Genomic DNA, 22,800 nt, shown 5'->3' with positions numbered 1-22,800 from the left:
GCCTGGTCTTTGGCTTTAGGGGCGCGGGGAACTGCGCGAGAAGCTCCACCGGAGCCGCACCCGCCGACGAGACCCGCCCTCCCGAGCCCATAGGCGCCCGGCGTCAAGCAACGCCGTACCCGTCCTTGTCCTCCCCGGAGGGCCCCGGCTCCGGATCCCGCGGCCCGAACATCGCCGTCAACCCGAGGTGCACCAGCAACCCCGCGAACGGCCACACCAGCAGCGCCCCCTTCGCCCCGAGCTTCAGCGGCGCCGAGAACGTCACCCCTCGCCCGACCTCCTTCGCCCGCGCGGCGACATCGGTCCCGGGCCCGAGCCACACCCCGAGCCGCCACGCCAGCACGGCCCCGAGCAGCCCACCGACCATGAGCGCCACGACGAGCGGCACCCCGCCGCGCCGGCGCAGCAGGAACACGACGAGCGCGCTGAGCGCACCCGCGCCCAGGGCCAGCAGCGTGAACGTTCCGTCGACCCCCACGGCCTGCTCGCCCTCGGTCTCCTTGAAGTAGACCGCCGACCCGTCGGAGACGAGCGGCACGTGCGGCGCGAGCCACCACCACAGGATGCCCAGCAGCGCGCCGCCGACCAGCGCCATGACCACCGTGACGACGGCGGCCTCGATCAACTCGGTCCTGAGCCCGGGGCCGGCCGGAGGTTCCTCCGGCCCGTACCAGGATTCCGCACCACTCCCACCGCCGGTGGGCGGCGGAGCCCAGGGGTCGTCCGGGGACTGGTTGTGCGGCGGCGGTGGGGGAGTCAACGGTGCGGTCACCCTGCCATCGTGCCAGGCCCGGCCGTGCGCCGCGTCACCGGACGGCGGCCCGCCGGTACGCCCAGGTGGCGACGGCCAGCGAGACGACCCCGACCCCCGCGCACACGGCGAGGTCCCCGAGCACGAACGCCCAGTCGGGGTGCGGCCCGAAGGTCCGCGCGAGGGCCTCCACGCCGTACGTCGACGGCAGCAGGTCCCGGGCGAACTGGACGAACGTCGGCATCCGGTCGGCCGGTAGCACGCCCAGCAGCAGCGCCGCCGACATGCCGAGCTGTCCGAGCACGGTGGCGAGTTCCGGGCGCGGGGCGAGCAGCCCGAGCGCGGCGCCCAGTCCGGCGAGCGCGGCCCCGGCGAGCGGGATCACGGCGGCGAGCACCCAGAGGTGGGTCAGCGGCAGCCCGAAGAGCACACAGCCGAAGACGGCGGTCACGACGGTCCCCGGCACGGTGAAGGAGGCGTAGGCCCCCGCCGCGCCCAGCACCACGGCCGCCGGCGGCACCGGCAGGGTCGCGTAGTGGTCGAGCCCGCCGCTGGACCGCAGCTGCCCGAAGTACTGCGCCAGCAGATTCAGCGCGACGAAGGCGACGACGAGCACCGCCGAACCGGCGACCACGGCGTGCGCCTCGGCCCCGCCGTCCACCACTCCGCGCATCAGGACCATGATCCCGATCGACTGGAAGGTGGCCACGAACAGCAGCGGGATCCGCGCGACCCGCGCCCGGGACAGCTGCGCCCGGTACACCGCGCAGAGCGAGGGCCACAGGCGCGCGCGGGGCCCGAGCTCGGCGGCTCCGCGCTCCACGCGCTCCTCGACGGCCAGGGCCTTGCCCGGCAGGATCTCGGCGGGTACGACACTCACGTCGAGCTGCTCCTCTTCGCTTCGGCTGTCGCCCATTTTCGTACGGCTGCGGCAGCCCCGGCGTTCACTCGCGCACCGACCGTTCTCCCGCTCACGCCCGCGTCCCTCACCCCTTGACCAGCCCCTGCGCACCGCCCGCGCTGCCGCCGAGCGCCAGGTAGACGTCCTCCAGGCTCGGCGTGGCGAGGGTGAAGTCGTCGAGCGCCACGAAGGCGGCGCCCCCGGTCACGGTGGCCACCACGGCACGCGCCTCCTCGGGCGCGAGCCGGAGCGTCCAACGGCGCCCGGACTCCACGGCGCGCGGGCGCAGGGCCGCGACCTCGGGCACGTCCAGCGGCGCCTTCTCCCGCCACACCAGTTCGACCCGCACCTCGCCCGCGACCCGCTCCTTCAGTCCGGTCGGCGTGTCGCAGGCGATGACCCGGCCCTGGTCCAGGACGGCGACCCGGTCGAGCACGGTCTCGGCCTCGATGACGTTGTGGGTGACCAGCAGGACGGTGGTGCCGGACTCGGCGCGCCGCCGGTCGACGGCGGCCCACACGGCGCGCCGGGCCACCGGGTCCATGCCGCTGGTCGGCTCGTCGAGCACGAGCAGCGGACGCTCCCCGACCAACGCGGTGGCGAAGCAGGCGAGCCGCCGCTGCCCGCCGGACAGCTTCTTCAGCGGCCGCGCGGCGAGCCCGGTCAGTCCCAGTTCCTCCAGCACGGCGTCCCGCTCGGCCCGCGCCCGCCGTACCTCCAGCCCGCGCAGCCGTCCGGTGGTCTCCGCGGCGAGGGCCACGGTCAGTTCGTCCAGGGCGGTCGACTCCTGCCCCAGATAGGCGAGGATCCGCGCGGCCCGCTCGGGGTGCCGCACGATGTCGTGGCCCAGGATCTCGACGGTGCCGTCGTCGGGTCGCATCAGCCCGGTCAGCTGCCGGACGAGCGTGGTCTTGCCGGCCCCGTTGGGTCCGAGCAGTCCGAAGATCTCCCCGCGCCCGACCTCCAGGGCCACCGCGTCGTTGGCCCGCACCTCGGGGGTCCCCGGCGTCCCGCGCCGTCCCCGGGTCGCCGGATAGGTCTTGGTGAGCCCCCGCACAGCGCACACGACATCCCCGCCATGCCGGACCGCCGGTGCCGTACGCGTACTCACGAGGGACGAGCCTACGGGGTCCGGAGGGCCCTCCTGTCTTCGGGGCACTGCAGCGCGCCCCCTTCAGGGGCGCGGGGCTGTCACAGATGCGGCTCCGCCGCGTGGGCGCGACCAGCCACGACGAACGCGCACCTGCCCACGAGCAGGCGTCCCGGAGCTGTCAGGCGCCCTACCGCTCCCCCGCCGGCGCGTGCTCGACCCCCGTCCGTACGTCGATCTCCCGCCAGAACCCGGCCCGGATCGCGTACCGGTCGTGCTCGTCGATCTGATCGTCCTTGTGCGCCAGCAACCCGAACCGGGCGGCGTACCGCAGCAACTCCCCGTCCACCCGGTGCGGTACCCGGGGATACATCCCGGACAGCTTCTGCAGATGCGACTGGTCGGTCAGCCGGGCCATCCACCGCCGGGCGAACACCTGCCCGACCTCGAAGGGGTCGCCCCCGACGGTCGTGATGTCCTCCTCGCGGTCGGCCCATCGCTGCTCCGCCGTGGTCAGCTGCGCCAGTGTCGGCATCGCCGCGGCCTCGGGCGGCTCCGCCGCGCCCCCGGGCCGGTCCACCCAGCCCTTGTCGGAGGACCACCTGAGCGTGGCGGTGGCCGGATGCTGCGCGGCGTGGGCCCCCGGCCCGCGCATCGCCGCCAGGTCCTTCGGTGTCGGTACGCCCTTCGGCGCGGCCGTCCGTTCCTCGGCGCCGTTGCGCGCGGCGCCGGCCCCCGACGCGTGTTCGGGCTCTCCGGGCGCCCGATCGGCGGCCGCCGCGAGCGCCGACTCGGGCAGCGGCGCCGACAGGATCGCGGCGATCTCCGGCCGCGGCACCGGCTGGGGCGCGCAGATCCCGCCGAGGTCCTTGGCGCGTACGGCCTTGGTGATCCACATCCGGTCGAGCACCCGCCGCTCGTCGGCCTCGGCCACCAGGTCCTCGGACTGGTTGTAGTCGCCGTCGGCGGCCTGCACAGCCCAGAGGTGGACGGCGACGCCGTGTTCCTTGGCGGCCATCATTCCCGGCAGCAGATCTCCGTCGCCGGTCACGAGGACCACGTCGGAGCAGGCGCGGTTGCGGGCCAGTTCGGTCAGTTCGGCGTGCATGGCGGCGTCCACGCCCTTCTGCGCCCAGCGCCCGTCGCTGCGGGTCAGCGCGCCCAGCCGGACGGTCACCCGGGGCATCACGCGCAGCCTGCGGTGCTCGGGCTGCGGGACGCGGTCGGGGGCGCCGTCGAACCAGTAGATGCGCAGCAACGGCCGTTCGGTGTCGGCCTCGGCGCGCTCGCGCAGCCCCTGGATGAGGGCGGCGTGATCGACGGTGATGCGGGAGCGGGAGGGTTCCCCGGCGAGGAGGCTGGCGGCCGCGCCGAGCAGATACCCGGCGTCCACCAGGACGATGCAGCGGTCCACGCGATCCACCCTCTTTCCGGGAGGTTTGCTTCGGGCTTCCTTCGAGTCTGCCCGACCGCGCGGAGCTTAACGGCCGGAACTCGATCTTCGGCGTGGCGTATCCGGGCGCGCGCCCCCGTGGCCGCGGCCCACGGTCCGACAACTCTCGTCACGGACGGTGATTTTCCGAAATGCGCGTCTTGTCATGCTATGTGAGTCTGGTCGCGGCCCTGGCCCCTAGATCCCCCACAGGAGGCAGATCACCATGGCCAAGAACAAGAAGCAGGACCGTAAGCAGCCGCAGTCCGAGCGTGGTCAGCAGCAGGCCCAGCAGTCCTCGCTGGAGTCGCAGGCCGAGCAGCGCGCGACCCAGGTGACGCCCGGCGACATGGCCCGCAAGGGCCGGCAGAAGCGCTTCGGTCACAACTGACATTTGCGTGAAGGCTGTTGCAGCCCCGATACACCGAGGGGTGCATCCGGAACTTTGGATGCGCCCCTCGCGCGTTCACGCCCGTCGGACCCCGGGCCCGCCCTGGTCCGCCCCTATCCGCTCAGCCGGCCAGGCAGGACGGTCCGAGCAGTACCTTCAGGTCGCCGAACAGGGCCGGGTCGGGCTTGACCCGGTGCCGGTCGAGGCGGAGGACGGTCGTCCTGGTCGGCCCCTGGAGCCTGATCCGGACCTCGCTGTCGCCCTTGTGGTGGGTGAGGATCTCGCCGAGCCGGCTGACCATGGGCGGGGTGACCCGGGTGGCGGGGATGGTGAGGATCACCGGCGCGTTGGTGCCCGCGTTCGACAGGTCGGGGACCTGCATCTCCATGGCGACCAGCCGCGGCACGTCCTCGCGCTTGTCGAGGCGGCCCTTGACGAACACGACGGCGTCCTCGACGAGTTGCGTGGAGACGAGCTGGTAGGTCGCCGGGAAGAACATGCACTCGATGGAACCGGCGAGGTCCTCGACGGTGGCGATGGCCCAGGCGTTGCCCTGCTTGGTCATCTTGCGCTGGAGGCCCGAGATGATGCCGCCGATGGTGACGACCGCGCCGTCCGCGTGCTCACCGCCGGTGAGCTGGGCGATGCCCGCGTCGGCCTTGTCGGAGAGCACGTGCTCCAGGCCGAAGAGGGGGTGGTCGGAGACGTAGAGACCGAGCATCTCCCGCTCCTGGGCGAGGAGATAGGTCTTGTCCCACTCGTCGGTGGTGAACTCCACGTCGAGCCCGAAGCCCGGCTCGCTGCTGTCGTCCTCGCCCATGCCGCCGAAGAGGTCGAACTGACCCTCGGCCTCCTTGCGCTTGACCGCGACCACGTTGTCGATCATCGAGTCGAAGTGCGCGGTGAGGCCCTTGCGGGTGTGCCCCATCGTGTCGAACGCGCCCGCCTTGATCAGCGACTCCGTGGTGCGCTTGTTGCAGGCGACCGCCTCGACCTTGTCGAGGTAGTCGGGGAAGGATGCGTACTTTCCCTTGGCCTTGCGGCTGCGGATGATCGACTCGACCACGTTCGTACCGACGTTGCGCACGGCTTCGAGGCCGAAGAGGATCACGTCGTCGCCCTGGGCGGCGAAGTTGTGCTCCGACTCGTTGACGTTCGGCGGGAGCACCTTGATCTTCATGCGCCGGCACTCGTTGAGGTAGACGGCCGATTTGTCCTTGTCGTCCTTGACCGAGGTGAGCAGCGCGGCCATGTACTCGGCCGGGTAGTTGGCCTTGAGATACGCCGTCCAGTAGGAGACCAGGCCGTACGCGGCGGAGTGAGCCTTGTTGAAGGCGTAGCCGGCGAAGGGGACCAGCACGTCCCACAGGGCCTGGATGGCCTCGTCGCTGTAGCCGTTCTTCTGTGCGCCGGCCTGGAAGATGGTGAAGTTCTTCGCCAGTTCCTCGGGCTTCTTCTTGCCCATCACACGGCGGAGGATGTCGGCCTCGCCGAGCGAGTACCCGGCGATGATCTGGGCGGCCTTCTGCACCTGCTCCTGGTAGACGATCAGGCCGTAGGTGACCGCGAGGACCTCCTGGAGCGGCTCCTCCAGCTCCTTGTGGATCGGGGTGATCTCCTGCCGGCCGTTCTTGCGCTCGGCGTAGTTGATGTGCGAGTTCATGCCCATAGGGCCGGGCCGGTACAGGGCCGAGACGGCGGAGATGTCCTCGAAGTTGTCGGGCTGCATCTGGCGGAGCAGGGAGCGCATCGGGCCGCCGTCGAACTGGAAGACGCCGAGGGTGTCGCCGCGGCAGAGCAGTTCGAAGGTCTTGGGGTCGTCCAGCGGGAGCGAGAGCATCTCCAGGTCGATGCCCTTGTTGGCCTTCACCATCTTGATGGCGTCGTCCATGATCGTGAGGTTGCGCAGGCCGAGGAAGTCCATCTTCAGCAGGCCGAGCGACTCGCACTGCGGGTAGTCCCACTGCGTGATGGTCACGCCGTCGGTGTGCCGCACCCAGATCGGGGCGTGGTCGACGATCGGCTCGCTGGACATGATCACGCCGGCCGCGTGCACACCCATCTGCCGGACCAGGCCCTCGACGCCCTTGGCGGTGTCGATGACCTTCTTCACGTCCGGTTCGTTCTCGTACATCGCCCGGATCTCGCCCGCCTCGCTGTAGCGCGGGTGGGAGGGGTCGGTGATGCCGTTGAGGTCGATGCCCTTGCCGAGGACATCGGCGGGCATGGCCTTGGTGAGCCGGTCGCCCATCGCGTACGGGTAGCCCAGCACACGCGCGGAGTCCTTGATGGCGTTCTTCGCCTTGATCTTGCCGTAGGTGCCGATCATGGCGACCTTGTCGGCGCCGTACTTCTCCGTCACGTACCGGATCACCTCGACGCGCCTGCGCTCGTCGAAGTCGATGTCGACATCGGGCATGGAGATGCGCTCGGGGTTGAGGAACCGCTCGAAGATCAGACCGTGCGGGATCGGGTCGAGGTCGGTGATGCCCATGGCGTACGCGACGATCGAGCCGGCCGCGGAGCCTCGGCCGGGGCCGACCGCGATGCCCTGCTTCTTGGCCCACATGATGAAGTCGGCGACCACGAGGAAGTAGCCCGGGAAGCCCATCGAGATGATGGTGTCCATCTCGTACTCGACCTGCTTCATACGGTCGTCCGGGATGCCGTCCGGGAAGCGGCGGTGCATGCCGCGCATGGTCTCCTCGCGGAACCAGCTGACCTCCGTGTACCCCTCGGGGATGTCGAACTTCGGCATCAGGTTCCGGGCCTCGAACATGCCCGTGGTGTCGATCTGCTCGGCGACCAGCAGGGTGTTGGCGCAGCCCTCCTGCCAGGCGTCCGAGGAGTCGATGGCGTACATCTCGTCCGTGGACTTCAGGTAGTAGCCGGTGCCGTCGAACTTGAAGCGGTCCGGGTCGGAGAGGTTCTTGCCGGTCTGGATGCACAGCAGCGCGTCGTGGGCGGTCGCCTCGTGCGCGTAGGTGTAGTGCGAGTCGTTGGTGACCAACGGAGGGATGCCGAGTTTCTTGCCGATCTCCAGGAGGCCGTCGCGGACCCGGTGCTCGATCTCGATGCCGTGGTCCATCAGCTCCAGGAAGTACCGGTCCTTGCCGAAGATGTCCTGGTACTCGGCGGCGGACTTCAGGGCCTCGTCGAACTGGCCGAGGCGCAGCCGGGTCTGCAGCTCTCCGGAGGGGCAGCCGGTGGAGGCGATGAGCCCCTCGGACCACTGGGAGATGGTCTCCTTGTCCATCCGGGGCCACTTCTGCAACCAGCCCTCGGCGTACGCGTCGGAGGAGAGCTTGAAGAGGTTGTGCAGACCGGTCTTGTTCGCCGCCCAGATCGTCTTGTGCGTGTAACCACCCGAACCGGACACATCGTCCCGCTTCTGGTGCGGCTGGCCCCACTGGATCTTGCGCTTGTTGCGGCGGGACTCGGGGGCGACGTACGCCTCGATGCCGATGATCGGGGTGACGCCGGCCTTCTTCGCGGAGTGGAAGAAGTCGTACGCCCCGTGCAGGTTGCCGTGGTCGGACATGGCGATGTGGGTCATGCCCATCTCGTTGCACGCGTCGAACATGTCCTTGAGCCGCGCGGCACCGTCCAGCAGCGAGTACTGGGTGTGGACGTGCAGGTGCGTGAACGGCGGCTTTGACACGGCTTCGGCCTCCAGGGGACACAGGGAAAACAGGCGTGAACGACTTCCCCACGGGCTGCGGACAGTCTGGGGGACAGCGTCGAAGTCTATGCCTCGGGACTGACACGGCGAGGGCTCTCCCCCGTACCTTTCGGGGAGGAGTCGTGGGCACTCCCGTGCGCGCTCGCACGTTGAGAGGTCGACCCACCCGTGATCCATCAGGAGGCACCCAGCGATGTCGGTTCCGCAGCTCGACGACGAGCGACGCGGTGAGGAGATCCTCGCCGTCTTCGACACCGCCTTCGGCCAGCTCCTGGCCGCCGACCCGGCCGCGTTCCGCGTGAAGTTCCGGAAGATGGCGGCCTCGGCCTTCGCGTTCTACCGGGGCACGGCGTGCCTGTTCTACAACGACCTGGAGGCGGAGAACGCCGGGCGGGGTGGTGGGAGCGAAGGTGCCGGCCCGTACCTGGACGAGCGCACCTCGCGGGTGTGGATCCACGGCGACCTGCACGCGGAGAACTTCGGCACGTACATGGACTCCACGGGCCGCCTGATCTTCAACGTGAACGACTTCGACGAGGCCTACGTCGCCCCCTTCACCTGGGACCTGAAGCGCTTCGCCGCCTCCGTGGCGCTCATCGGGTATGCGAAGGCGCTCAGTGACGAGCAGATCACCGAGCTGGTGGAGACCTACGCGGCCGCCTACCGCGAGCGGATCCACGCCGTAGCGACCGGCGCCAAGCAGGACGAGGTGCCCCCGTTCACGCTGGACACCGCCCAGGGCCCGCTGCTGGACGCGCTGCGCGACGCCCGCTCGCTGACCCGCTTCGGCCTGCTGGACTCGATGACGGAGATCCGCGACTTCGAGCGCCGGTTCGCGCCGGGCGGAGGCTCCATCGAGCTGGACGCGGCCACCCGCTACAAGGTGCTGGCCGCCTTCGACGGCTACCTGGAGACGCTCCCCGAGTCGTCCCTGACCCGCCCGGACTCCTACCGGGTGAAGGACGTCGTCGGCCGCCGAGGCATCGGCATCGGCTCGGCGGGGCTGCCGTCGTACAACATCCTGTTGGAGGGGCAGAGCGACGCCCTGGAGAACGACGTCGTGATCTACATCAAGCAGGCCCAGACCCCGGCCGTCTCCCGGCACATCACCGACCAGCGCATCCGTGACTACTTCGAGCACGAGGGCCACCGCACGGTGATCTCCCAGCGGGCGCTGCAGGCGCACGCGGATCCGTGGCTGGGCTGGACCGAGCTGGACGGCGCCGGACAGCTGGTCGCCGAGGTGTCGCCGTACGCGGTCGACCTGGACTGGAGCGACATCGACGACCCGGAGGAGATCGCGGCGGTCGTAGCCGACCTCGGCCGGGCCACGGCCACGATGCACGCGGCGGCGGACGACCTGACCGGGCAGTCCCTGGTGCCGTTCTCCACGGAGCGGGCCATCGACGCGGCGATCGCGGCCGACGAGGAGGGCTTCGCGCCGCTCCTGGTGGACTTCGCCCACGCGTACGGGGCCCGGGCACGTGCGGACCACCAGATCTTCGTCGACCTCTTCCGCAACGGCCGGATCCCTGGTCTGTAGCCGCCCCACATCCCCGTCGGGCACTCACAGGGGCCTTTTAGCGGTCCCTTACGGGTGTCCGTGGGAGACTCTCCACGCCATGGACATATCCGGGACCCACTTCAGAGCCGTACGCGCGGCGCTGTTCACGGCTGTCGTCGTGACGCTCGGCACCGCGTCGCACGTGCTGCTGTCCGGGGTCCCGCTCCCGCTGACCGCCGTCGCCGCGATCACCGCCGCCGTCTTCGCCGTCTCGTACGCGCTGGCCGGCCGTGAGCGCGGCTTCGGGCGGATCGCCTCCGTACTGATCCCGCTGGAGCTGGCCGCCGACACGGTGTTCACCGCGGGCCAGCACGCCTGTTACGGCGAGGCGGGCGGTCCGGTCACCGGTCCGCTGCGGCAGCTCGGGCTCGATGTGCTGTGCGGCGGCAGTGTCGGCGCACCGCTGGCGCGGGTCACCGGCGGCTCCGAGCGGGCTGCCGCGCTGCTGGCCGGCGCCGGTCCGACCGCCGCCTGGCTGCTGCTCGCCGCCCACGTCGGCGTGGGGCTGCTGGCCGCCGCCTGGCTGCGCCGGGGCGAGCGGGCGCTGGCCCAGCTGTTGGACGCCGCGGTCGCCGCCGGTTTCCGGCCGCTGCTGCTCGCGGTCGCCTCCGTCCTGGTGCGGCCCGCCCCGGCGGAGCACCGGCCGCGGCGCGTGGCGGACCGTACGGCCACCGCCCGCACCCTTCTCTTCGCCCACTCCCTGGGACGGCGTGGACCGCCGTGCTCGGTCACCTTCGCGTGACCGCCTTCCGAGCACGAGCACATCCCCGTCCTACCCATCCGCGCACATCGGGTGCGCGTTTCCCAGGGAGTCACCCTTATGAGCAAGCGGAACAGCAACGCGGCGAAGTCGGCGGCCCGTGAGCGGCTGCGTCTGGAGCGCGAGCGTCAGGCCAAGCGCGCGAAGGTCAGGCGTCAGGCGATCGTGGCGTCGTCGATCGTCGCGGTTCTCGCGATAGCGGGCGGCGTCGGTTACGCCGTCGTCCAGAACAGCAAGCCCACCAAGTGGGAGGCGGCGGCCGACGCCACGGTGGTCGCCCCCGCCAACACCTCGGGCAAGAACGGCACCACCGTGCTGATCGGCGACTCCAAGTCCGACAACGTGGTGCACCTGTACGAGGACCCGCGCTGCCCGGCCTGCGCCAGCTTCGAGCAGACCGTCGGCGAGACCGTCGACAAGGGCATGGAGGACGGCGACTACAAGCTCTCCTTCACCCTCGGCACCTTCCTGGACGGCAACCTCACCGGCGAGGGCTCGAAGAACGCGCTGAGCGCGCTCGGCGCCGCCCTGGACGTCAGTCCCGAGGCCTTCCTCGGCTACAAGGCCGCGCTGTACTCCGCGAAGTACCACCCGTCGGAGTCGACCGACGATTTCGCCAAGGACAGCTATCTGATCAAGGTCGCGAACACCGTCGACACGCTGAAGAACAACAAGAAGTTCCAGGACGCGGTCGAGAAGGGCACCTACGACGCCTGGGCGATGCGGATGAGCAAGTCCTTCGACGACGCCGAGGGGGTCGAGTCGACCCCGACCATCAAGATCAATGACAAGACGATCACCAACCCCTCCTCGGTCGCGGACTGGGAGAAGGCGCTCAAGGACGCGGGCGTCACCAAGTAGGTACCGCGCCGAGCACAGGGCGGGTGGGTGCCCGGGGACCGGCCCCCGGCCACCCACCCGCCCATATCGCGCTACGGCTACGGCTACGGCTACGGCTACGGCGCGATGTACGGCTTGATCCGCTTCCGGTAGTCCTCGGGCCGGACCTCGTTGTAGTACTTGTCGGCGTCCTCGTCGTCCGAGGAGGTGAAGATGTAGGCCGGGCATTCGTCGGACTCGGCCTTGCCGCTGTGCGCGTACTGCTCCTTGCCGGTGCGCGCCTCGACGACCCGCAGCCGGTACGAGGTGTTGTACGTCTTGATCTTCAGCGGCTTGCCGTCGGCCTCCATGTCGCAGACCTTGCCGGTCGCGGTGACCTTGGTGCGCTCGAGGCAGACGACCAGCTCCGTCTGGGCCGGCTTGTCCTCGTAGCCGAGGAACCAGCCCTTGGGGAAGTCGCCGTCGACGGGCACGCTGCTGCTCCAGCCGTCACCGGTGCTGTTCATGAGCTGCGCCGGGTGCACCGTCTTCTTCGTACGGTCGTAGGCCGGCAGTCCCGCGAAGCCGAGTCCGTCCGTGCAGACCCGCTCCAGGTCCTGGGTGGTCAGTGGAACCTCCGGTTCGTCGGCGGCGGCACCGGCGGACGACCCGCCGCCACTGCCTCCCCCGCTGCTTCCGGTGCTGCCGGTGCTCCCGGTGGATGACGAGCACCCGCACAGGACCACGCCCAGCACTCCGGCGGCGACCCACACCTGGGCACGCTGCATCGACGACCTCCCTGCCGCAAAATGAAAAGAAGCAGGCAGGGCATGTCCCCCCGGGTCATGCCCTGTCCCCCCTGCCCTGCCGAGACATCAGCGTGCCGGACTCCGGGGCGCCGGGTATCGGGGAAGAACCCCCATGTAGTTGTGCGGCCCCTGTGCAACTGGGGGCTACTCTGTACGCGCCTCGATGACGCGTGCGAGGAATTGCCGGCGGGGTGTCGTGCGGGGGCGGCGCCCCTGACGCATACCGGGGGGACGTACGCGAGGCGTACGGGGGCGTGCGGGGGTTGCCACGACCATCCCAACAGGGCGCAGGGGGCCTGGAGTTGCCGTCTTTCTCTTTGGAGCCGTCGTTCTCCGCGGAGCCGTCGTTCTCGTCGCTGTCCTCGCCCGCCCTGATCGGCAGGGAGGCGGAGCGCGAGCTTCTGGCGGCCGTCGTCCGGGCGGCCCGGGACGGGCGGGGTTCGTCGGTCTTCGTGCTGGGCGAGCCCGGCATCGGCAAGTCCCGACTCGTCGAGGAAGCCGCGTCCGCCGCCGCGCACGCCGGGACGCGTGTCCTGCGCGGACGAGCCGCGTCCGCCGGGCGCGCGGTGCCGCTGCGCCCTCTGGCGGAGGCCGTGTTCTCCGGGTTACGGGGCGACGGGGCCCCCTCGGACGGTGAACTGGGCCTCTACGAACCGCTGTTGACCCGGCTGTGCGGGCTGGCACCGCAGGACGGCGCGCCCCTCGTCGGATACGCCGAGGCGGTGCTGCGACTCCTGCACGTCCTCGGCCGGGAGGGCGGCTGTGTCCTGGTGCTGGAGGACCTGCACGACGCGGACGCCGACACGCTCGCCATCGTCGACTACCTGACGGACAACCTCGCCGGGCAGCGGACGGTCCTGCTGGCGACCCTGCGCGGCGAGTCCGGCCCGGCGCTCGACCTCGCCGGGGCCGCCGCGTCCCGTCGTACGGCCCGGACCGTCCGCCTCGCCCGCCTCGGGCCGGCCGGCACCGCCGAGCTGGCGGCCCGCTGTCTGGGCCACGACTCCACCGAGGACGTCCCGACCGCGGTACTGAACCGGCTGCACACCGTGTCCGAGGGCGTCCCCTTCGTCGTGGAGGAACTGCTGCGCGCCATGGTCGACGGCGGCGGTCTCGTCCGGGGCACGGACTCCCGCTGGACGGTGACCGGCTCCCTCGACGCCGGGGTCCCCGCCACCGTCGCCGCCGCCGTCCTGCAACGCGTGGACCAGCTGCCGCCCGCCGGTGTCGCCCTCCTGGAGGCGGCTGCGGTCCTCGGCCGGCGCTTCCCCGTCGAGATCGCCGCCCGCGCCGCCGGCCTGGACCGCGCGACCGCCCTCACCCAACTCCGTCACGCCTCCCACGCCCACCTCGTCTCCGGCGCCACCACCCCCGCCGACCCCGGCTGGCACACCTTCCGCCACGCCCTGACGGCCGACGCCATCACCCACCGCCTGCTCCCCGCCGAACGGGCGGCCCTGTGTCTGGCGGCGGCGGACGCGATCGAGGGGGCGTGGGGAGCGGGCGAGGCGGAACCGGGCCCCGACGGGACCTACGCCGCCCCGGGCATCCCGACACGCCCGCACGACCCGAGCCCACCGGCCCCCGACACGCCGAGCCCGGGCAACGCCCCCGCCTCGAAGTCACCCGGCACACCCGGCCAACGGCACCGCGTGCCCGGGCCGGCCGACCTCCCCGACACACCGAAGCGCTCCCCCCACCGCCCCCTCGGCGAGGACGCCGGTGACGATCTGTACCGGCTCGCCGCGGAGTTGTGTGTCGCCGGGGGACGGCCCGCGCGGGCGGCCGTGCTGCTCGCCCGGGCCGGTCGGCAGGCCGTCGCGCGGGGCGCGCTGCTGACCGCCGTCCAACTCCTCGACCGGGGCCTGGAACTGATCGCCGACACGCCGGACGCACCTCCCGAAGCCGTGGCCCGGCTGCTGGAGGAACTGCTCGGCACGCTCGTCCTCACCGGCGACGTACGGCGCGTACCCGAACTCGGTGACCGGCTGGACCGTGTCCTGACGGTGTCCGGCGCGCCGGCCGGCCGTCGGGCGGCGGGCTTCCTGACCCGGGCCCGGGCCGCGGCGACCGCCCAGCAGTGGGAGGAGGGCCTGACCGCCGTGCAACGGGCGAGGGACCTGCTCGGCGACACTCCCGACCCGGCGTCCCGCGCCGCCCTGGACGCGGTCGCCGCCCACCTCGTGCTCAACTCGCAGCGCCCGGACCGACTGGAGAGCGCCCGCGCGCTCGCCGAGGGTGCCGTCGCGACCGCCGAGGAGGTGGGCCTGCCGGAGGTGGCGTGCAAGGCGCTCAACATGCTCGGCTACTGCCTGCGCCCCCGGGACCTGGGCGAGGCGGAGGACGCGTTCGCCCGGCTGGTCGCCACCGCCGAGACACACGCGCTGCCGGTGTGGCGGATCCGCGGTCTGCTGGAACTGGGCGTGCTCGACCGCGTTCGGTTCACCGGCACGGACCGGCTGCTCGCCGCGCGCGGGGCCGCCGAGGACACCGGCGCGGTGCTCATGACCGCCTGGGCCGACATGCATCTGACCCTCGCCCACATTCTGCGCGACGAACAGGACCGGGCCACGGAGTCCGCGCGTCGCCTCCGGGAGACGGCAGGCCGACTGCGGTTGCGCGAGGTGGAGTTGATCGGCGCCGGCGTGGACGGCATCATCGCCGCCTCGCTCGGGGAGCGCGAGAAGCTCGACGCGACCCTGCGCACGCTGGAGCGCGCGCTCGCCGGGCGCAGCGCCGGGGCGCTCTGGGGGTACGCCGACACCTCCGTGTGGGGCTGGGCCCAGGGCATCTGCTCCCTGCTGCGGGAGGAACCCGACCGCGCACTGGCCGAGTTCACCGAGGCGGACGCCGTCATGCGGGCCCTGCCCAGCACCCGTGGCGTCACCGGCTTCCTCGGCCCGTACCTCCTGCTGCGCACCCTGCACGGCACGGCCGACTGGGGCGAACTCGGCGGTCCCGCCGCCGAACGGCTCGCCCAGGTCCACTGGGACCGTCCCTTCGCCGGCTGGTCCCGGGCCGTCCTGCTGGGCCGCGAAGGGCGGACGGCCGAGGCCGCCAAGACGGCGGAGGAGGCCCTGACCGGCACCGCCGCGATCCCCCTGGCGGCTCACCTCTGCATGCGGCTGGGCGCCCAGGCCGCGCTCGTCGACGGCTGGGGCCGGCCCGTCGAATGGCTGCGCGCCGCCGAGCAGTACTTCCACGAGCGGGGCACCACCCGTGTGTCCGCCGCGTGCCGGGCCCTGCTGCGCGACGCCGGCTCTCCCGTCCCGCGCCGCCGCCAGGGCCACGACACGATCCCGGGAGAACTGCGCCGCGTGGGGGTGACCGCCCGGGAGTACGAGGTGCTGCGTCTGCTCGCCGCCCGGCTCGGCAACCAGGAGATCGCCGAGCACCTCTTCCTGTCCCCCCGCACGGTCGAGAAGCACCTCGCCAGCCTCCGCCACCGCACCGACAGCGCCGACCGCGCGGCCCTGATCGCCCTGGCCAGACGCTACGCCGAGAACCGGTGACCGACACGGGGCGCGGGCTCACCGAAGCCCTGACAACCCCTCACGACGACCGCCCACTTGGGCGGCGTTCGTCCGCTCCCGCCGTGCGCGATCCGACGAACAGCGCACGACCGTCTGAACATTGAGCGGATTTCGGACTTCTGCCTTACATCCGGCCCTACCCATCAGTAATCTCATCGGCCGTGACCAGTCGCAGATCTCACTCCAGACCCGACTCCCCCACTCAGCCCACGAGTTCGTCCGCCCCGAGCCGCCGTGCGGTGGTCAAGGCGGCCACGGCCGGAGCCGTCCTCGCGGCACCGCTGGCGGCCGCGATGCCGGCGCGCGCGGCCGAGTCCCCCGCCTTCCTGCACGGGGTCGCCTCCGGTGATCCGCTGCCCGACGGTGTCCTGCTGTGGACCCGGGTGACGCCCACCGCCGCCGCGCTGCCCGGCTCCGGTGTCGGCCCGGACGTCGAGGTCGGCTGGACCGTCGCCCTGGACAAGGCGTTCACCCAGATCGTCGCCAAGGGTTCGACGACCGCGAGCGCCTCCTCCGACCACACCGTCAAGGCGGACGTACGCGGCCTCGCGCCCGCCACGGACTACTGGTTCCGTTTCTCGGCCGGCGGCACCGACTCCCCGGCCGCCCGCACCCGCACCGCCCCGGCCGCCGACGCCGCCGTCACCGGCCTGCGCTTCGGCGTGGTGTCCTGCGCCAACTGGGAGGGCGGCTACTTCGCGGCCTACCGTCATCTCGCCGCGCGCGGCGACCTGGACGCGTGGCTCCACCTCGGCGACTACATCTACGAGTACGGCACCGGCGAGTACGGCACCCGCGACAAGGTCGTACGACCCCACGCGCCCGCCCACGAGATCCTCTCCCTCGCCGACTACCGCGTCCGGCACGCCCGTTACAAGACCGACCCGGACCTCCAGGCCCTGCACGCGGCCGCTCCGGTCGTCGCCATCTGGGACGACCACGAGATCGCCAACGACGCCTGGTCGGGCGGCGCCGAGAACCACACCGAGGGCGCGGAGGGCGCCTGGACGGCCCGTTCGTCGGCGGCCAAGCAGGCCTACTTCGAGTGGATGCCGGTGCGCCCGGCGGTCGCGGGCACCACCTACCGACGGCTGCGCTTCGGCAAGCTCGTCGACCTCTCCCTGCTCGACCTGCGTTCCTTCCGGTCGCAGCAGGTGGGCATAGGCGACGGCGAGGTCGACGACCCGGACCGTACGCTGACGGGCCGGGCCCAGCTCGACTGGCTGAAGGCCGGGCTCAAGTCCTCCGACACGACCTGGCGCCTGGTCGGCAACTCGGTGATGATCGCCCCGTTCGCCCTCGGCAACCTCACCGCCGACCTCTTCGAACCCCTCGCCGAGCTGCTCGGTCTGCCCAAGGAGGGGCTCGCCCTCAACCCGGACCAGTGGGACGGCTACACCGACGACCGCCGCGAACTCCTCGCCCATCTGCGGCAGAACGCCATCCGCAACACCGTCTTCCTCACCGGCGACATCCACATGGCCTGGGCCAACGACGTGCCGGTCAACGCCGGTACGTACCCGCTGTCGGCCTCCGCCGCCACCGAGTTCGTCGTCACGTCGGTCACCTCCGACAACCTCGACGACCTCGTCAAGGTCCCCGAGGGCACCGTCTCCGCCGTGGCCTCCCCGCTGATCCGCGCCGCCAACCGGCACGTCCACTGGGTCGACACCGACCGGCACGGCTACGGCGTCCTGGACATCACCGCCGCGCGGGCGCAGATGGACTTCTACGTCCTGTCCGACCGCACCAAGGCCGGCGCGACCTCGTCCTGGGCTCGGTCGTACCGGACGCGGAGCGGGACGCAGAAGGTGGAGCGGACGTACGACCCCGTGTGATCCCGCCCGGGCCTCAGAGGGTTTCGAGGAAGCCGAGAGCCACGTGCCAGGTGGCCTCGGCGGCCTCCTCGTCGTAGTCGGGGAGGTCGGGGTCGGTGTAGAGGTGGCCGGCGCCGGCGTAGCGGTAGACCTCGACGTCGGCACCCGCCTTGCGCATCTGCAGGTACCAGGCGCTCAGCCAGTCGTCGGGCTCGAAGGGGTCGGGCTCGGCGACGTGCAGTTGAACGGGCAGCTCGTCCACGGAGGCACTGGCGGCGATGTCCGACGTGCCGTGCAGGAGCAGCAGTCCGCGCGCGTTCTTGTCGCCCAGGGCGAGGGTCTGCGCGACGGCGGCACCGAGCGAGAAGCCGGCGTAGACGAGCCCTCGCTCCGAGTAGGGCGCGGCGGCCAGGACCGCCCGCTTGAGGAGTTCTTCCCGGCCCAGTTCCTCGTTGAGGTCCCTGCCCTCCTCGACCGTGTCGAACGTCCGGCCGTCGAAGAGGTCGGGGGTCCACACCTCGTGACCGGCGTCACGCAGCCGGTCTGCGGCCCGCCGTACGGCGTCACGCAGACCGTAGATCGAGTGGAAGAGCATGATGTTCATGGGGCCATGGTGCCAGCCGGGTCCGACAGCGGGTCCGCCGCCCGGCCCCGGCGCCCGTACCCAGAGCGCGGCCGAAGTCACATGTTCATGACCCCGCGCGGCCGGTTACGTTCGAAGACATGGAGAACCTACTCCGCCCATTGATCGTCATCGGTGGCTCGGTCGTCCTCACGCTGCTCATCGGCTGGACGACCGACCTGCTGCTGCGCAAGGCGGACCAGCGGCACCACGAAACTCCCTTGTGGGGCCTGCTGCGCCGCGGTCGCATCCCCTACCAGCTGGTCCTGTGCGCGGCCTTCCTCAGAGCGTCGTACGACGAGGCGCAGCTGCTGGAGCAGCACCGCACCGCCATCGGGCGCACCCTGACGCTGGTGCTGATCGGCGCCACGGCCTGGCTGGTGATCCGCATCGCGGCCGCGATAGTGGAGACGACGTACAGCCGTTACGCGCGCGCCCACCGCGATCCGGCCCGGGTGCGCCGGGTTCGGACCCAGGTGACGCTCATCATGCGGGTCGTCTCGGCGATCGTCGGTGTGGTGGCCGCGGCCGCGATGCTGCTGACGTTCCCGGCGATGCGCGCGGCCGGCGCCTCACTGCTGGCCTCGGCCGGACTCCTGGGCATCGTCGCCGGTATCGCCGCGCAGTCCACGCTGAGCAACCTCTTCGCCGGGCTGCAGATCGCTTTCGGCGACATGGTCCGCCTCGGTGACGTGGTCGTGGTGGAGGGCGAGTGGGGCACGGTCGACGAGATCACCCTCACGTTCCTGACGGTCCGCACCTGGGACGAGCGCCGGATCACGATGCCGGTGTCGTACTTCACCTCGAAGCCGTTCGAGAACTGGTCCCGGGGCGGCGCGCAGATGACCGGCACGGTCTTCCTGCACGTCGACCACGCCGCGCCGCTGGCCGCGATGCGCGAGCGGCTGCGCGACATCCTGCGTTCCTGCCCTGCCTGGGACGGCCGCCACTACGACCTGGCAGTCACGGACTCGACGCCCTCCACCATGGAGGTCCGCGCCCTCGTCACCGCCAAGGACCCTGACGACCTGTGGACCGTCCGCGTCTCCGTCCGCGAGCAGCTCATCCACTGGCTCACCGAGACCCACCCCTACGCCCTCCCCCGCGTCAACACCGCCGACGCGGTCCTCCCCCCGGCCCACCCCCACTCCCACTCCCACTCCCCCAACGGCGACGGCACGGCCCCTCGCATCAACCGAGCCCGAGTCCACGAGCCCCCGAGGACCCCGGGCAGAGGCTGAACACTCCTCACACCGACCCACCAGTGGGGCGGCCCCGAACCCGGAGCCGCCCCACACTCACGACCCACAACGAACCCGCAACCGCCAACGGCGACCAATCTCCACAAGAAACCCGCACCTTTCCGCCAAGGAGGCACGGGCGGTGCGCGGGTGGGCAACGTCTTGAACCCGCAGCCGCCGACGGCGACAAGCCCCCACAGGAGACCCGCACTTCACCATCAAGGAGTCACGGGCGGGCGCGGGTGGGCAAAGGGGGGCCGCCCAGCTCACCGCAGGCTCCGCACATCCAAATGCCGCAACACCCGATCCACCACCTCAGGATCCGCCCCCGCCTCACTCCGCGCCGCCAGCACCTCATGCCGGGCCGCGCTCAACATCTCCCCCTGGATCCGCCGCATCCGGCGAAGCCGGCGCACCCGCTGCTCATGCCCCTCGCGGCGCTCCTCCTCCCCCACCTCCGGACTGATCCGCACCCCGATCTCGAAGGCCCGCCGCAGCAGCCGCTCGGACATCTCCTCCGGCAGCTCCTCCGTCTCCTCGATCTCCTTCAGCCGCCGCTTCGCCGCCTTCGCCGCCCGCACGGCCAATGTCTTCTCGAACTGCTTCCCGGCCCCTTCGTCCGCGCACACCCCCAACCACCGCGCCAGCCGCGGCAGCGTCAGCCCCTGCAGCACCAACGTCGCCATGATCACCCCGAACGCGATGAACACGATCTCGTCCCGGTCCGGGAACGGCGCCCCACTGTCCGTCTCCAACGGAATCGCCAGCGCCAGCGCCACGGACGCCACCCCCCGCATCCCCGACCACCACATCACCACGGTCTCGCGCCACGACATCGGGATCTCCTCGTCGTAGTCCCGCTTCGCGTGCAACCGCCGCGCCAGCCACGTCGCCGGCAGCAACCACAGCAGCCGTACGAGCACGACGACGGCCACGACGGCCGCCGCCCAGCCGAGCATCTCGCCCCACCGCCCCGACGCCGTACGGATCGCGTTGTGCAGCTCCAGCCCGATCAGCCCGAAGGCGACACCGGTGACCAGCGTGTCCACGACGTCCCAGACCGTGTGCCCGGCGAGCCGCGTCAGGACGTCGTCAGCGCCGAGCGCGTACTCCGCGAGGAACAACGCGGTCGTGAGCACCGCGAGCACCCCGGACCCGTGGAGTTCCTCGGCCATCACGTACGACGCGTACGGCACGAGCAGGGTCAGCCCGATCTGCAGCGTCGCGTCCTCCAGGAAGTCCATCAGCTTGTTGGCCGCCCAGCCGAGCCCGATGCCCACGGCGAGGGCGACGACGGCGGACAGCACGAGCTGGAGCGCGGCGCTGGGCCAGGAGAACGATCCGCTGACGACGGCGGCGATGGCCACGTGGTAGAGCACGATGGCGGTGACGTCGTTGAAGAGGCCCTCGCCCTCCAGTATCGACACCAGTCGGCGCGGCAGCCCGAGTTGCCCGGCCACGGCGGTCGCCGCCACCGGGTCGGGCGGCGCGACGAGGGCGCCGAGCGCCACGGCCGCCGCGATGGGCAGTCCGGGCACGATCGCGTGCGCCATGGCGGCCACCGCGGCGGTGGTCACGAACACCAGGGCCACGGCCAGCAGGAGGATCGGCCGCAGGTTCGCCGTGAACTGCCGCCAGGAGGTCCGCCGGACCGCCGCGTACAGCAGCGGCGGCAACAGCAGCGGCAGGATGAGGTCCGGCGGGATCTCGACATTGGGCACGAACCCGGGGATGGCCAGCGCGATACCGAGCAAGGTCATCAGCACCGGCGCGGGCAGCTTCAGCCGCTCCCCCACCGGCACACTGACCACGGCCCCCACCAGCAGGACGAAGAACAGGGCCAACTGATCCATGGGGGCGCTCCGCTGGTGCTAGACGATCACGACCGACCGGATGCCCAGGGTGCCCCACCCGCACCACGGAACGCTAAAGCCTGCACCCCGTCAAAGCCTGCGCCGCATCGCGCGATGAGGTATGCCCGCGTCCAGGAACTCCGGCCCGTACGCCGCATACCCCAGCCGCTCGTAGAAACCCAGCGCGTGTGTCTGCGCCCCCAGGTCCACCGCGGTCAGCCCGCGCTCCCGGGCCGCCTCCTCGACGGCCCGCACCAGCGCGACCCCGACGCCCAGCCCCCGGGCCTCCGGCACGACCGCGAGCCGCCCCAGGGACCCGACCCCGAACTCCCCACCGGTCTTGCCGGCGGCGGCCTCCCCGTACAGCAGCCGCCCGGCCCCGAGGGGCACCCCGTCGTCCCGTACGGCGAGGACGTGCACTGCCCCGGCGTCGTACGCGTCGTACTCCAGGTCCTCCGGCACCCCCTGCTCGACGACGAAGACCTCCTTGCGCACCGCGAAGCACGCCTCGCGATCGGCGGGGCCGTCGGCGACGCGCACCTCGTAGGACACCGGTACGGGGCTCACGCGTACGTCTCCTCCCGAACCTTGTCCAGGGCCTTCTGCAGATCCGCCGGGTAGTCGCACTCGAACTCGACCCAGCTCCCGTCCCCGGGGTGCTCGAAGCCGAGCCGGACGGCCTGCAGCCACTGGCGGGTGATGCCGAGCCGCTTGGCGAGCGTCGGATCGGCGCCGTACGTCAGGTCGCCGACGCACGGGTGGCGGTGGGCCGACATGTGGACGCGGATCTGGTGCGTGCGCCCGGTCTCCAGCTTGATGTCGAGCAGGGAAGCGGCACGGAACGCCTCGATGAGGTCGTAGTGCGTGACCGACGGCTTGCCCTCGGCGATGACGGCCCACTTGTAGTCGTGGTTGGGGTGCCGGCCGATGGGCGCGTCGATGGTGCCGCTCGTCGGGTCGGGGTGGCCCTGGACCAGCGCGTGGTACCGCTTGTCGACCGTCCGCTCCTTGAACTGGCGCTTCAGGGAGGTGTACGCGTACTCCGACTTGGCGACCACCATGAGGCCCGAGGTGCCCACGTCGAGCCGGTGCACGATGCCCTGGCGCTCGGCGGCGCCGGACGTCGAGATCCGGTACCCGGCGGCGGCGAGCCCGCCGATCACGGTGGGCCCGGACCAGCCGGGGCTTGGGTGCGCGGCCACACCGACCGGCTTGACGATCACGACCACGTCGTCGTCGTCGTGCACGATCTCCATGCCCTCGACCGGCTCGGCGACGACCTGCACCGGCGCGGGCGCCTGCGGCATCTCGACCTCCAGCCAGGCCCCGCCGTGCACCCGCTCCGACTTGCCGACCACCGACCCGTCGACCGTGACCTTCCCCGCGGCGGCGAGCTCGGCCGCCTTGGTGCGGGAGAAGCCGAACATGCGGGAGATGGCGGCGTCGACGCGCTCGCCCTCCAGGCCGTCGGGCACGGGCAGGGTACGGATCTCGGGAATCGTGCTCACCCGACGAGTATGCCGGACCGTCACGAC

17 protein-coding genes are annotated in these 22,800 nt (G+C 71.5%); 7 read left to right on the top strand and 10 right to left on the bottom strand.

What is annotated here, in order from left to right:
* Window positions 1-103: 103 nt before the first annotated feature.
* The 4 genes from P8T65_RS35470 to P8T65_RS35455 form a co-directional block, all read right to left on the bottom strand.
* Window positions 104-772, bottom strand: a complete 669-nt coding sequence (locus tag P8T65_RS35470) for a DUF2567 domain-containing protein (protein ID WP_316729236.1) — start codon at window positions 770-772, stop codon at window positions 104-106.
* A gap of 34 nt (window positions 773-806) precedes the next feature.
* A complete protein-coding gene (locus P8T65_RS35465; protein ID WP_316729235.1) occupies window positions 807-1,631 on the bottom strand; it encodes an ABC transporter permease in 825 nt (274 codons plus the stop codon).
* A 106-nt stretch (window positions 1,632-1,737) separates the two neighbouring features.
* On the bottom strand, window positions 1,738-2,763 hold the full coding sequence (locus P8T65_RS35460) for an ABC transporter ATP-binding protein (protein WP_316729234.1): 1,026 nt from the start codon (window positions 2,761-2,763) through the stop codon (window positions 1,738-1,740).
* Between the two features lie 169 nt (window positions 2,764-2,932).
* Entirely contained in the window at window positions 2,933-4,156 is a 1,224-nt protein-coding gene (locus P8T65_RS35455) for an NYN domain-containing protein (protein ID WP_316729233.1), read from the bottom strand.
* Between the two features lie 244 nt (window positions 4,157-4,400).
* On the opposite strand from P8T65_RS35455, the gene P8T65_RS35450 reads away from it, so the two are divergent.
* Window positions 4,401-4,565, top strand: coding sequence for a hypothetical protein (locus P8T65_RS35450; RefSeq protein WP_086785843.1), 165 nt, complete (start codon window positions 4,401-4,403; stop codon window positions 4,563-4,565).
* A 121-nt stretch (window positions 4,566-4,686) separates the two neighbouring features.
* Here P8T65_RS35450 and dnaE read toward each other — a convergent pair whose 3' ends face one another.
* Entirely contained in the window at window positions 4,687-8,226 is a 3,540-nt protein-coding gene (dnaE, locus tag P8T65_RS35445; RefSeq protein WP_184895247.1) for a DNA polymerase III subunit alpha, read from the bottom strand.
* A 214-nt stretch (window positions 8,227-8,440) separates the two neighbouring features.
* Between dnaE and P8T65_RS35440 the strand changes: the two genes are divergently transcribed.
* The 3 genes from P8T65_RS35440 to P8T65_RS35430 all read left to right on the top strand — a co-directional run bounded on the left by P8T65_RS35440 (window position 8,441) and on the right by P8T65_RS35430 (window position 11,432).
* Window positions 8,441-9,790 (top strand): DUF2252 domain-containing protein, encoded by a 1,350-nt coding sequence (locus tag P8T65_RS35440; protein ID WP_316729232.1) that lies wholly within the window; start codon window positions 8,441-8,443, stop codon window positions 9,788-9,790.
* A gap of 79 nt (window positions 9,791-9,869) precedes the next feature.
* On the top strand, window positions 9,870-10,553 hold the full coding sequence (locus P8T65_RS35435) for a hypothetical protein (RefSeq protein ID WP_316729231.1): 684 nt from the start codon (window positions 9,870-9,872) through the stop codon (window positions 10,551-10,553).
* 78 nt (window positions 10,554-10,631) lie between these two features.
* A complete protein-coding gene (locus P8T65_RS35430; protein WP_316729230.1) occupies window positions 10,632-11,432 on the top strand; it encodes a thioredoxin domain-containing protein in 801 nt (266 codons plus the stop codon).
* Between the two features lie 95 nt (window positions 11,433-11,527).
* On the opposite strand, the gene P8T65_RS35425 is transcribed toward P8T65_RS35430, so the two are convergent.
* Complete coding sequence (locus P8T65_RS35425; RefSeq protein WP_316729229.1) at window positions 11,528-12,178, bottom strand: hypothetical protein; 651 nt, start codon at window positions 12,176-12,178, stop codon at window positions 11,528-11,530.
* 323 nt (window positions 12,179-12,501) lie between these two features.
* Between P8T65_RS35425 and P8T65_RS35420 the strand changes: the two genes are divergently transcribed.
* Window positions 12,502-15,711, top strand: a complete 3,210-nt coding sequence (locus P8T65_RS35420; RefSeq protein ID WP_316729228.1) for an AAA family ATPase — start codon at window positions 12,502-12,504, stop codon at window positions 15,709-15,711.
* Window positions 15,712-15,893: 182 nt separating this feature from the next.
* Window positions 15,894-17,570 carry an alkaline phosphatase D family protein gene (locus P8T65_RS35415; RefSeq protein ID WP_316729227.1) on the top strand — a complete coding sequence of 559 codons (1,677 nt, stop codon included), beginning with the start codon at window positions 15,894-15,896 and terminating at the stop codon, window positions 17,568-17,570.
* 13 nt (window positions 17,571-17,583) lie between these two features.
* On the opposite strand, the gene P8T65_RS35410 is transcribed toward P8T65_RS35415, so the two are convergent.
* Entirely contained in the window at window positions 17,584-18,153 is a 570-nt protein-coding gene (locus tag P8T65_RS35410) for a dienelactone hydrolase family protein (protein ID WP_316729226.1), read from the bottom strand.
* Between the two features lie 119 nt (window positions 18,154-18,272).
* Here P8T65_RS35410 and P8T65_RS35405 point away from each other — a divergent pair, with 119 nt between their 5' ends.
* A complete protein-coding gene (locus P8T65_RS35405) occupies window positions 18,273-19,412 on the top strand; it encodes a mechanosensitive ion channel domain-containing protein (protein WP_316729225.1) in 1,140 nt (379 codons plus the stop codon).
* Window positions 19,413-19,678: 266 nt separating this feature from the next.
* On the opposite strand, the gene P8T65_RS35400 is transcribed toward P8T65_RS35405, so the two are convergent.
* The 3 genes from P8T65_RS35400 to P8T65_RS35390 all read right to left on the bottom strand — a co-directional run bounded on the left by P8T65_RS35400 (window position 19,679) and on the right by P8T65_RS35390 (window position 22,773).
* Entirely contained in the window at window positions 19,679-21,265 is a 1,587-nt protein-coding gene (locus tag P8T65_RS35400; protein ID WP_316729224.1) for a Na+/H+ antiporter, read from the bottom strand.
* Window positions 21,266-21,355: 90 nt separating this feature from the next.
* Entirely contained in the window at window positions 21,356-21,832 is a 477-nt protein-coding gene (locus tag P8T65_RS35395; protein ID WP_316729223.1) for a GNAT family N-acetyltransferase, read from the bottom strand.
* The gene (locus tag P8T65_RS35390) at window positions 21,829-22,773 is read right to left on the bottom strand and encodes an RluA family pseudouridine synthase (RefSeq protein WP_316729222.1); all 945 of its coding nucleotides are present in this window, start codon (window positions 22,771-22,773) and stop codon (window positions 21,829-21,831) included. The genes P8T65_RS35395 and P8T65_RS35390 overlap by 4 nt, the downstream gene beginning before the upstream one ends.
* Window positions 22,774-22,800 lie beyond the last annotated feature (27 nt).

It is taken from the genome of Streptomyces sp. 11x1 (genome assembly GCF_032598905.1).
In the GTDB taxonomy this organism is placed as follows: domain Bacteria; phylum Actinomycetota; class Actinomycetes; order Streptomycetales; family Streptomycetaceae; genus Streptomyces.
This window is presented reverse-complemented; position numbering and strand designations above follow the sequence as displayed.

Coding starts and splice junctions, on each gene's coding strand:
- P8T65_RS35405 (WP_316729225.1), top strand. CDS start 18,273: ATGGAGAACCTACTCCGCCCATTGATCGTCATCGGTGGCTCGGTCGTC.
- P8T65_RS35410 (WP_316729226.1), bottom strand. CDS start 18,153: ATGAACATCATGCTCTTCCACTCGATCTACGGTCTGCGTGACGCCGTA.
- P8T65_RS35430 (WP_316729230.1), top strand. CDS start 10,632: ATGAGCAAGCGGAACAGCAACGCGGCGAAGTCGGCGGCCCGTGAGCGG.
- P8T65_RS35450 (WP_086785843.1), top strand. CDS start 4,401: ATGGCCAAGAACAAGAAGCAGGACCGTAAGCAGCCGCAGTCCGAGCGT.
- P8T65_RS35435 (WP_316729231.1), top strand. CDS start 9,870: ATGGACATATCCGGGACCCACTTCAGAGCCGTACGCGCGGCGCTGTTC.
- P8T65_RS35400 (WP_316729224.1), bottom strand. CDS start 21,265: ATGGATCAGTTGGCCCTGTTCTTCGTCCTGCTGGTGGGGGCCGTGGTC.
- P8T65_RS35440 (WP_316729232.1), top strand. CDS start 8,441: ATGTCGGTTCCGCAGCTCGACGACGAGCGACGCGGTGAGGAGATCCTC.
- P8T65_RS35425 (WP_316729229.1), bottom strand. CDS start 12,178: ATGCAGCGTGCCCAGGTGTGGGTCGCCGCCGGAGTGCTGGGCGTGGTC.